The organism is Blastomonas sp. (genome assembly GCF_041747255.1).
Classification (GTDB): Bacteria; Pseudomonadota; Alphaproteobacteria; order Sphingomonadales; family Sphingomonadaceae; genus Blastomonas.
The window spans coordinates 1-10660 of sequence record NZ_JBGTFM010000226.1; the positions used below are offsets into that span (position 1 = coordinate 1).

Below are 10660 nucleotides of genomic sequence, written 5' to 3' on the forward strand. Positions count from 1 at the left end.
GTGCGGATGAACTGGCTGTGCCAGGCGAACTCGTTGATGACGCGCACGTTGACGCGGTATTCGGCCTGCGATCCGCCAAACAGGTCCTGCACGTAGAGCTTTGGCTTTTCGCCCAGAAAGGCGAGAAAATCATCCTTGAGCGCGGCGAAGTGTTCGGGGCTCATGGCGACGTTGGTTTTGCCCCACCACACGGTGTCTTCGGTTTCGGCGTCGCGCACGATGAACTTGTCGGTGGCGCTGCGACCGGTGTGCTTGCCGGTGGCAACGACCAGCGCCCCGCCTGCGGCCAGTGATCCTTCGCCATTGCGCAAAGCCTCTTCGACCAATGCCTCAGTGCCCAGGTTCCATGCCTGATTGGAGGTTGCGACAAAGCCCTGATCGGCAAGCGAAACATTAGAATTCTGTGCCACTGGCTTGTTCTCCCGTGCGGCCATAAGGGGCAGATGCTGTCCCTGCTCATGACCGGATGATTGTTTTTTCGGCGACTCGTCCTGAGCGCTGTTGATCATCAGAATGTCCAAGACCAGAGTGAGTTAGAATGTCAATCCCCGGTGCCTGCACGGGTCAGGACGCGGTGGACCGATGACAACGGTGTCATCACGCACACGTGCACCAAAAAGGTGTTTACCCTGCGTCAGTGATGTGCGACCGAACCGGCAACGACCATTAAACTTGCGACGGGCAACCATGGCAGCGACAATTGCACTGGTCGATGACGACCGCAACATCCTGACATCGGTATCGATTGCCCTGCAGGCCGAGGGCTTTGTCACGCGGCTGTATTCTGATGGCGAAACCGCGCTGAAAGCGATTATCGACAGCCCGCCCGACCTGTGTCTGTTCGACATCAAGATGCCGCGCATGGACGGGCTTGAGCTGCTGCGCCGGGTGCGCGAACACAGCGCGGTGCCGGTGATCTTCCTGACATCCAAGGACGAGGAGCTGGACGAGGCGCTGGGGCTGGCGATGGGGGCGGACGATTACATCACCAAGCCGTTCTCGCAGCGTTTGCTGATTGCGCGGATCAAGGCGATCCTGCGCCGCGCCGAGCTGCTGCGCGCGCCCGAGGCGGGGCAGGTGGAAAAGCCCGCTGAACCGATCGTGCGTGGACGGCTGGAAATTGATCCGGCGCGGCATCTGGTGCTGTGGGATGGCAGCAAGGTCACGCTGACGGTGACCGAGTTTCTGATCCTTGAGGCGCTGGCGGCGCGCCCGGGCGTGGTCAAAAGCCGCAACCAGCTGATGGATGCCGCCTATCAGGACGATGTCTATGTCGATGACCGGACCATCGACAGCCATATCAAGCGGTTGCGGCGCAAGTTCCGCGAAGTCGATGCCGAGTTTTCCGGTATAGATACGCTCTATGGCGCCGGTTACCGATTCTCTGGCGAGTGATGTAGCCGGGCAGCGGCTGCGCTTGACCCGGCGCGTCTCGCTCACCTGGCGCATCCTTGCGGTCAATATCTTTGCGGTCGCCATGCTGGGCGGCGGCCTTTTTTATCTCGACAGCTATCGCGAACGGATTGTGCTCGAAAGGCTTGATCAGGAGCAGCAAACGGTCTGGCTGATGACGCAGGCGCTGGGCCGCATGGCCGCAAATGAGCGCGTCGCGCTGCTGGTCGCGGCAGACCGGCACAACAGCACGCGCTACCGGCTATATGCCGCCAGTGGCGCGGTGCTGATCGATACGGCGGTGCAAGGTGGCGGGGGCTATGGCTTGCGCGATCCGGCAGCCGAGCCCTGGCAAAAGGATGCCGCGCGCTTTTTGGACCGCACCGTCGACCGGATCGTCGGTGCGGTTCGCATTGACTATTATGCCGAAAAGCAGCCCGACCTGCTGACCAACTGGTCCGAGGCGCAGGCCGCGCTGGGGCAGGCGAAACCTGCAGCGGTGCTGCGCTATGCACCCGACCGCACGCCTCTGATCAGCGCGGCAATGGCCCTGCCAGACCGGTCGGCGGTGTTGTTTTCAACCCATAATGCGCGCGATGTCACGCGGATCGTGCGTGCCGAACGCTTCAGCCTGTCGCTGATCGTGCTCGCCACCGGACTTTTGTCGGTACTGCTGTCGCTTTATCTGGCGCGCACGATTGTCCAGCCGCTGCGCTTGCTTGCGCGCTCTGCAGTGCGGGTGCGGCTGGGGCGGTCGCGCGAGGTGGTGGTGCCACGCCTGCCTTCGCGCGGCGACGAGATCGGCCTACTGGCGCGCGCGCTGTCTGACATGAGCATGGCGCTGCGCCAGAAGATCGACGCGACCGGGGCTTTCGCCGCCGATGTCAGCCATGAGCTGAAAAACCCGCTCGCCTCGTTGCGCTCGGCGCTCGAAGGGCTGGGGAGCGTCAAGGACGAGTCGCTGCGCGCCCAGCTGTTTGATATCGCCTGCAACGACGTCCAGCGGCTCGACCGGTTGATCACCGACATTTCGGAAGCATCGCGGGTTGATGCACAGTTGACCCGCACGCGGTTTGAACCGGTCGATCTGGGCGCGATGATCGAAAATCTGCTCGCGCAGCGCGACGAACGGGGGCTCAACCAGGGGCGCGAGGTGATCTTTGCCCGCCCGCGGCGCGGTGTCGCGGTGGTGATGGGCGAGGGGACGCGGCTCGAGCGGGTGATTTCCAATCTGCTCGACAATGCAGTGTCGTTCTCGCCGGTCGGCGGCCTTGTCCAGATCGAGGCGACCCAGCTGCGCGACCGGGTGCTGGTGCGGGTGATCGACCAAGGGCCAGGGGTCCCACCCAGCGAACGCGAGGAGATTTTCCGGCGCTTTCACAGTGCGCGGCCCGATGGCGAGGCGTTTGGTACGCACAGCGGGCTGGGGCTGGCGATTGCCCGGACGATCATCGAGGGGCATCACGGCAGCATCCGGGTCGATGCGCGCGATGATGGTCAGGCCGGGGCTTGCTTTGAGGTCTGCCTGCCGACACTATCCTATGCAGGCGCGCTTGCCGGGCCGGCAATAGCGGGGCGTGGCGACGGGCAGGGATAAGCCCGTGCCTTACCCCCAAAGGGGTGTGGCATGAAGGCTGAGGACGACATCACATATCCTGCAACCTGTGTCGCGATCGGCGGGCGGGCGCTGCTGATCAGCGGTGCATCCGGGGTGGGCAAGTCAGAGCTGGCGCTGGCGCTGATCGATCGCGGGGCGCGGCTGATCAGCGACGACCATGTGCTGTTGAAGCGGCTCGGTTCGCAGATCATCGCATCGGCTGCCCAGCACATCGCCGGGCTGATCGAGGTGCGCAATCTGGGGCTGATGCCAATGGCGGTCGCTGAGGCTTGCCCGGTGGCGCTTTCGATCGAGCTTTCCCGCAATGCGCCGCGCTGGGTCGAAGCGTGCGCCCAGCGCAGCATCTTGGGGCTTGCGATCCCTGAAATCGTGCTGTTTCCGGGCGGCTGCATATTGGCGATCAAGGCTGAAATGGCGTTGCAAGCCTATGGCCTGAAGGGATAGAAGCGGGCGACGGCGATATCGCTGCAATTGCCCCCGGGATGTCAAGGATCACCGATGCCTCAAGCGGACAAGTCCGACAAGCCTGTCTCGTCTGACAGGGCTGCAAAGCAGCTGACATCGGGCGATGCGGCCAACGGCGGCGGCCCGCTGCGCGTGATGCTGGTCACCGGCCTGTCAGGTGCGGGCAAGACCACCGCGCTCAAGACGCTTGAGGACCTGGGCTGGGAGGCGATTGACAACTTCCCGATCCGGCTGCTGCCCAGGTTGATTGACACCCCGCAAGCCACGGTCAGCCAGGACCGCAACCGCCCCATCGCCATTGGCTTCGACACGCGCACCCGGGGCTTTGACCCAGCCTCGATCCTCAAGCAGGTGCGCAAGGTTGAGGAGCGCGGCACCTATGCGGCGAGCATGTTGTTTCTCGATTGTGCGGGGCGCGAGCTGCAGCGCCGCTATGCCGAAACGCGCAGACGTCACCCGATGGCGCAAGACCGCCCGGCCGCTGCCGGGATCGCCGAAGAGCGCGAACTGCTGCAACCGCTGCGCCGCTGGGCGGACAGCGTGATCGACACGACCGACATGCCGATCTCTGACCTGCAGCACGAAATCCGCCGCCGCTATGCGCTGGAGCAGTCGCCCACCAGCCTGATCATCACCAGCTTCGGCTTTGCGCGCGGCATGCCGCCGAGCGCCGACCTTGTGTTCGACATGCGTTTTTTGCGCAATCCGCACTGGGACCGTGCGCTGCGCCCGCTCACCGGGCAGGACGCGGCGGTGGGTGCGTTCGTGATGGAGGACCCGGCTTTCGTGGGCGCCATTGACCGGATCACCGACCTGCTGACCTTCCTGATGCCGCGCTATCAGGCGGCAGCCAAGGCCTATGTGCATGTCGCCATCGGCTGTACCGGGGGGAGACATCGATCGGTGTTCGTCGCCGAGGAACTCACCAAGCGCTTGCAAGCATCGGGCTTTTGTCCCACTGTCCACCATCGAAACCTTACGTCGAGACCGGTCGATGCCATTGAAGGACATCCCGTGCCGCCGCAGGCATAACCGTGGCAGGCGCGTGTAGCGTTCAGGATCGACACGCAAAGTGGTGCACAATTTCCCATGATCGGACTAATTCTTGTAACCCATGGACGGCTCGCCCAGGAGTTTCTGGTGGCGATGGAGCATGTCGTTGGCAAGCAACAGAACATTGAGGCGGTCGCCATCGGCCCCAATGACGACATGGAACAGCGCCGCACCGATATTTCCAACGCCATCGCCAAGGTGAACACCGGCAAGGGCGTGATCATTCTGACCGATCTGTTTGGCGGCACCCCCTCCAACCTTGCGATCTCGCTGCTCGATGCGGGCAAGGTCGAGGTGATCGCCGGCGTTAACCTGCCGATGCTGATCCGGCTGGAGGGGACGCGCAAGACGATGGACGTGCGCGACGCGGTGGCGGCGGCGCGCGATGCGGGGCAGAAGTATATCAGCGTTGCATCGGACCTGCTGGGGCAGGAAAGCGCGCGGTGATCACGCAAACCGTTGAAATTACCAACCAGCGCGGGCTGCACGCTCGCGCCAGCGCCAAGTTCGTCAATGCCGTTGCGCGGTTGCCCGAAGGCGTCGCGGTGACAGTGGGCAAGGATGACCACAGGGTGACCGGCGATTCGATCATGGGGCTGATGATGCTTGGCGCGGCGCGCGGCGATTGCATCACCATCAGCGTGGAGGGCGAGGGCGCCGATGCCGCGCTCAAGAAGCTGGTTGGGCTGGTCGTCGATGGCTTTGGCGAGGACTGATGCGTCGTCGTCCCTTAGCATGACGATTATCCGCCAGCCGATCACCGGCTTTTCCAACCCGGCGGTTAAGGCCGCGCGCGCATTGCGTGAGAAAAAGCACCGCAAGCGCGAGGGGCGGTTTCTCGCCGAGGGACTGCGACTGCTCACCGAGGCGCGCGAGGCGGGGATCGTTCCTGAAGGTCTGTGGCTGGGCCAAAGCCGCGATCCGCACCCGCTTGTCGATGCACTGGAGCGCGCGGTCAGCGATGAGGGCGGGACGATCTACGAGACCAGCACCGACATCCTCGCCAAGATATCGGGCAAGGACAATCCGCAGACGGTGCTCGGCGTGTTCGCCGACCTGCCCACCGGCCTTGCACGGATCGACCGCAGCCGTTCAGGCATCTGGCTGGTCGCGCAATCGCTGCGCGACCCCGGCAACTTGGGCACGATGCTGCGCACCTGCGATGCGGTGGGGGCGGGCGGGCTGATCCTGATCGACCAGTGCGTCGATCCGTTCTCGGTCGAGGCGGTGCGCGCCAGCATGGGCGCGGTGTTCACCGTGCCGGTGGCGCAGGCGGACTGGGCGGAGTTTGTGGGCTGGCTGCGCGCCGGACCGGGGCAGCTGGTCGGCACCAGTCTGAACACCGCGCACGATTACCGAGGCGCAGACTATGCCAGCCCCTGCTTCCTGCTGATCGGCAACGAGGCGCAGGGCCTGCCGGAGGAGTATGAGGCGGCGTGCGACCTGCTGGTGAAAATCCCCATGCTGGGCAAGGCCGACAGCCTTAACGCGGCGGTGGCAGCGGCAGTGATGGCCTATGAGGTGCTGGCGCGGCAGCGGTGAACGGCCACGCTTGTTCATCGGCGGATCAGCATTCTGCCGGTATTTTGCAGCCATGCGATTCCTGATCCTACCGCTCGTCATGTTCGCTGCCGGATGCGCTGCGAACGCCCCCTCGCCGCAGAGCGCTGGTCGGGATGGCGCGACCTATGTCGCACGCGGGCAGGAACCGGGCTGGATCGTGCGCATGGACGATGCCACGATCCGCTACGAGGGCGATTATGGTGCGACCGTGCTGTCATCCCCCCGGCCACGAGGCGCCGCCATAGCCAACGGACAGCGATACTCAGCGCGCGATCTGGTGGTGGAGATCACCAACACGCCGTGTCAGGACGTCATGAGCGGTGAGCGCTTTGCCGATACGGTGCGGGTCACCGCGCGCGGCACCACCGTATCGGGCTGCGGCGGTATCGCCATGCTGCCCGATGGGCTTGAGGGCACGCGCTGGTCGATTGTGTCCATCGACGGCAAGCCTGTCGCAGCAGACCGACCCACCGAGGTGCGCTTTGAAGGCGGCCGGATCAGTGGCACCGCGGGCTGCAACCGCTTTGCTGCGGGCTATACGATCCGCGACGGCAAGCTGCGCGTCGCGCCGATGGCGATGACGCGCATGGCGTGCATCGGCCCCGGCGGCGATCAGGAGGAGGCATTCACCGCGCTGTTCGCCGGCGATGTGACGATGCAGCTCACCCCCGATGGGCGGATGACGCTGACGCAGGGAGAGCATGTCAGCGTGTTGCAGCAGAGCCCTTAATTCGGGGGCTTGCAGACGGCAGCCAAATTGCGCAATGACCGTCTTTATGACAACACTCTTCCGGGCTCGCGCCATCTCCTTTCTGGCGCTCGTCGCCGCATCCATCGCAACCCCCGCCGCCGCGCAATCGCGCCCTGCGCCGATCAGCGAGGCAGAGGTGCGCGCGCATATTGCTGTGCTCGCCAGCGATGATTTCGAGGGCCGCGCGCCGGGCACGGCGGGCGAAACCAAAACGCTCGATTATCTCGCGAAAACCTGGGCGAGCTATGGCCTGACATCGGGCACCAATGACGCCGCAACGCCGTGGTTCCAGCCGGTGCCGCTGGTCGAGCGCAAGCCGTTCGCGCAGACCGTGCAGGCGTTTGCCGGCAGCCGCCGGATCGCCATCGATACCGATGCAATTCTGCTGAGCGGGCGCAATGCCACCGACAGCGTCAATGCTGACCTGGTCTACGTGGGCTATGGCGTGAATGCTGATGGCAAGGTCAATGCCGATGTCGCGGGCAAGATCGCGGTGATGCTGTTTGCCGACCCCAAGTTCGACGGGCTTGAAACCCCGCCCGGACGGCGCGAGCGCGAGAAGCTGCTGGCCGAGGCCGGGGCACGCGCGGTGCTGATCGTCGCGCCCAAGGCTGCCCCTTGGGGCCAGATCCGCACCCAGGCAACCAGCGGCGCGATGCGGCTTGTCAAGGATGATGTCGGCGCGCCGATTGCCGGTCTGCTGCGCGAGGACGCGCTTGCCGCATTGCTGAAACCTGCGCGGCTGTCGCTCGAAGCGGCGGCCAAGCTCGCCGAAAACCCCGGCTTTGCCGGGCGCGCGCTGTCGGTGCGGATGGATCTGGTAACCAGCACCATTGTGCGTTCATTCGCCAGCCACAATGTCATCGCCAAGCTCGCGGGCAGCAAGCCGGATGCCGGTGCCATCGTGCTGCTCGGCCATTGGGACCATTTCGGCATCTGCCGGGGCGAGGAGGCGGAAGACCGCATCTGCAACGGTGCGGTCGACAACGCCAGCGGCATGGCGGTGCTGCTGACTGTCGCCCAGCGGCTGGCCAGAGCCAAGGCGGCTGGCGTGCAGCTCGACCGCGACGTCTATTTCATGGGCACCACGGCGGAAGAACGCGGACTGCTGGGCGCGTATCATTATGCGGACAAGCCCAATGTGCCGCTCGATCAGATTTTGGTTGCGCTCAATGTCGATACTGTTGCCATTGCCAAAAAGGGCGCGCCGGTGGCGATCATCGGGCGCGGCGAGACCGATCTCGATCCGCAGATCGAAGCGGTCGCCACCTCCATCGGCCGCAGCATTGAACCCAGCAAGGATGCCAATGCCTTCATCCGTCGTCAGGACGGCTGGGCGCTCGCCGCCAAGGGCGTAAAATCGCTGATGGTTGGCGGCTCGTTCGCCGATCTGGCGCTGCTGCAGGCGTTCCTCTCGACCGCCTACCACCAGCCCGATGACGAGCTCACCGACGCCACCGAACTGGGCGGTGCCACGGAGGATGCCAACCTGCACGTCGCGTTGGTCCAGCATTTTGCCGATACCGCGAAATATACCCCCGCACCCACTGGCGATTGATGCGCAGCTTGGTTACATGGGCCGCCACCATTGACGACTCAGCGATGAAAGTGGCCTGCGTATGGACATCCCCCTTGGCTTGACCTTTGACGACGTGCTGCTGCGCCCGGCAGCGTCGAACATCGTGCCCAGCCAGGCCAACACCGGCACCCAGCTGACCAAGTCGATCCATCTCAACATCCCGATCCTGTCGTCCGCCATGGACACCGTGACCGAGGCGCAGATGGCCATCGTCATGGCGCAGATGGGCGGCATCGGGGTGCTCCATCGTAACCTCGACATTGCCGACCAGATCGCGGCGGTGCGGCAGGTCAAGCGCTTTGAAAGCGGCATGGTCGTCAACCCGATCACCATCGCCCCCGATGCACCGCTGGCAGAGGCGCAGGCGCTGATGCGGCACCATGCGATTTCGGGTATCCCGGTGGTCGAGGCATCGGGCAAGCTGGTCGGCATCCTCACCAACCGCGATGTGCGTTTTGCCGAAAACCCGCTGCAGCCGGTGCGCGAGCTGATGACGTCCGAGAATCTTGCGACGGTGCCCGCCGATGTCGGGCAGGAGGAGGCGCGGCGGCTGCTGCATCAGCGGCGGATCGAAAAGCTGCTGGTGGTCGATGGCAACTATCGCTGCATCGGGCTGATCACGGTCAAGGACATCGAAAAGGCAGTGATGAACCCCAATGCGACCAAGGACGCGGCGGGTCGCCTGCGCGTTGCTGCCGCCTCCACCGTGGGCGAGGCGGGGCTGGAACGCAGCAAGGCGCTGATCGATGCCGAATGCGACCTGATCGTGGTCGATACCGCGCACGGCCACAGCAAGATGGTCGCCGAGGCGGTGACCGCGCTCAAGAAATATTCGAGCAACATCCAGGTGATCGCGGGCAATGTCGCCACCGCAGAAGCAACGCGCGCGCTGATCGATGCGGGCGCCGACGGCGTCAAGGTCGGCATCGGGCCGGGGTCGATCTGCACCACGCGGGTGGTGGCGGGCGTCGGCGTGCCGCAGCTGACCGCGATCATGGACTCAGCCGAGGAGGCAGACAAATCGGGCGTGCCGGTGATCGGCGACGGCGGCCTGCGCACCTCAGGCGATGCCGCCAAGGCACTTGCGGCGGGCGCGTCGAGCATCATGATCGGATCGATGCTGGCAGGCACTGAAGAGGCGCCCGGCGAAACCTTCCTGTTCCAGGGGCGCGCATACAAGAGCTATCGCGGCATGGGCAGCGTCGGCGCGATGGCGCGCGGCAGCGCCGACCGCTATTTTCAGCAGGACATCAAGGACCAGTTAAAGCTGGTGCCTGAAGGCATCGAGGGGCAGGTGCCGTTCAAAGGCCCGGCGCGCGATGTCATCCATCAGCTGGTTGGCGGCATCAAGGCAGCGATGGGCTATACCGGATCGCCGACAATCGAAGACATGCGCCGCAACGCCAGGTTCGTGCGCATCACCAATGCCGGCCTGCGCGAAAGTCATGTCCACGATGTGTCGATCACCCGGGAGGCCCCCAATTACCCGACGCAGTAACCCGGGAGCTGCGTTGTGACGCCCGCCGCGCGCGTGCAGGCGTCCATCGACCTGCTCGATGCGATCATCGGGGCAGCAGCGACGCAGGGTGCGCCCGCCGACACGCTGGCGCGCAATTTCTTCCGCGATCGCCGCTATATGGGGTCGGGTGACCGGCGCGCGGTGCGCGATCTTGCCTATCGCGCGATCCGCCGCTTTGGTGATGCGCCCGTCTCGGGCCGCGCCGCGCTCGCCGGATTGGCGCGCGAGGATGCTGCGCTCATTGCGCTGTTCGATGGTAGCCCTTATGGCCCGGCGGTCTTGTCCAATGATGAACCGGCGGCCAGCGGCGGCGCGATTCCGCAATGGATCGAGGCGCGGCTGCCCGCATTCCTAGATGATGCCGAGCGGCTGGCGTTGCTCGATCGCGCGCCGCTGGATATCCGCTTTGCACCTGCGCAAACCAGCCGCGATGCACTGGCCGCTTTTTGGCCCGATGCCCAGTTTCATAACGCCCTGCCGCTTGCCGCGCGATTGCCTAACGGCACCCATGTCGAAATGACTGCGCTTTGGCAGGATGGCGCCATCGACATTCAGGACTGGGGCAGTCAGGCAATTGTCGCGGCAAGCGACGCGCCCGCCGATGGCTTGCTGATTGATCTGTGCGCCGGGGCAGGCGGCAAGACGCTGGCGCTTTCGGCGCGATTCCCTGACGCGCGGATCGTCGCGGCAGACATCAGCCGCGACCGGCTGGCGGCGATG

General features: G+C 64.8%; 11 protein-coding genes and 1 pseudogene. 11 read left to right on the top strand and 1 reads right to left on the bottom strand.

Annotated features, from left to right (window positions below; genetic code table 11):
• Window positions 1–410 (bottom strand): phosphoenolpyruvate carboxykinase (ATP) (locus ACEW8G_RS08000; RefSeq protein WP_373487902.1); only part of this gene is annotated, 410 nt, incomplete at its 3' end.
• A gap of 277 nt (window positions 411–687) precedes the next feature.
• Between ACEW8G_RS08000 and ACEW8G_RS08005 the strand changes: the two genes are divergently transcribed.
• From ACEW8G_RS08005 to ACEW8G_RS08055, 11 genes and pseudogenes are all read left to right on the top strand, one after another.
• Window positions 688–1395, top strand: coding sequence for a response regulator transcription factor (locus ACEW8G_RS08005; RefSeq protein WP_373487903.1), 708 nt, complete (start codon window positions 688–690; stop codon window positions 1393–1395).
• Entirely contained in the window at window positions 1364–2989 is a 1626-nt protein-coding gene (locus ACEW8G_RS08010) for an ATP-binding protein (protein ID WP_373487904.1), read from the top strand. Before ACEW8G_RS08005 ends, ACEW8G_RS08010 begins: the two co-directional genes overlap by 32 nt.
• 30 nt (window positions 2990–3019) lie before the next feature.
• Window positions 3020–3454, top strand: a complete 435-nt coding sequence (locus tag ACEW8G_RS08015) for an HPr kinase/phosphorylase (RefSeq protein WP_373487905.1) — start codon at window positions 3020–3022, stop codon at window positions 3452–3454.
• Window positions 3455–3610: 156 nt separating this feature from the next.
• On the top strand, window positions 3611–4507 hold the full coding sequence (gene rapZ / locus ACEW8G_RS08020) for an RNase adapter RapZ (protein WP_373487912.1): 897 nt from the start codon (window positions 3611–3613) through the stop codon (window positions 4505–4507).
• A 57-nt stretch (window positions 4508–4564) separates the two neighbouring features.
• A complete protein-coding gene (locus tag ACEW8G_RS08025) occupies window positions 4565–4975 on the top strand; it encodes a PTS sugar transporter subunit IIA (RefSeq protein WP_373487906.1) in 411 nt (136 codons plus the stop codon).
• Window positions 4972–5244, top strand: a complete 273-nt coding sequence (locus tag ACEW8G_RS08030) for an HPr family phosphocarrier protein (protein ID WP_373487907.1) — start codon at window positions 4972–4974, stop codon at window positions 5242–5244. The genes ACEW8G_RS08025 and ACEW8G_RS08030 overlap by 4 nt, the downstream gene beginning before the upstream one ends.
• Window positions 5245–5263: 19 nt before the next feature.
• Window positions 5264–6070 (top strand): TrmH family RNA methyltransferase, encoded by an 807-nt coding sequence (locus tag ACEW8G_RS08035; RefSeq protein WP_373487908.1) that lies wholly within the window; start codon window positions 5264–5266, stop codon window positions 6068–6070.
• A 52-nt stretch (window positions 6071–6122) separates the two neighbouring features.
• Window positions 6123–6821, top strand: a complete 699-nt coding sequence (locus ACEW8G_RS08040; RefSeq protein WP_373487909.1) for an META domain-containing protein — start codon at window positions 6123–6125, stop codon at window positions 6819–6821.
• A 46-nt stretch (window positions 6822–6867) separates the two neighbouring features.
• The gene (locus tag ACEW8G_RS08045) at window positions 6868–8400 is read left to right on the top strand and encodes a M28 family peptidase (protein WP_373487910.1); all 1533 of its coding nucleotides are present in this window, start codon (window positions 6868–6870) and stop codon (window positions 8398–8400) included.
• Window positions 8401–8461: 61 nt separating this feature from the next.
• A complete protein-coding gene (guaB, locus tag ACEW8G_RS08050) occupies window positions 8462–9919 on the top strand; it encodes an IMP dehydrogenase (protein ID WP_373487911.1) in 1458 nt (485 codons plus the stop codon).
• A gap of 15 nt (window positions 9920–9934) precedes the next feature.
• Window positions 9935–10660 (top strand): annotated as a pseudogene (locus tag ACEW8G_RS08055) (RsmB/NOP family class I SAM-dependent RNA methyltransferase); the annotation flags it as partial.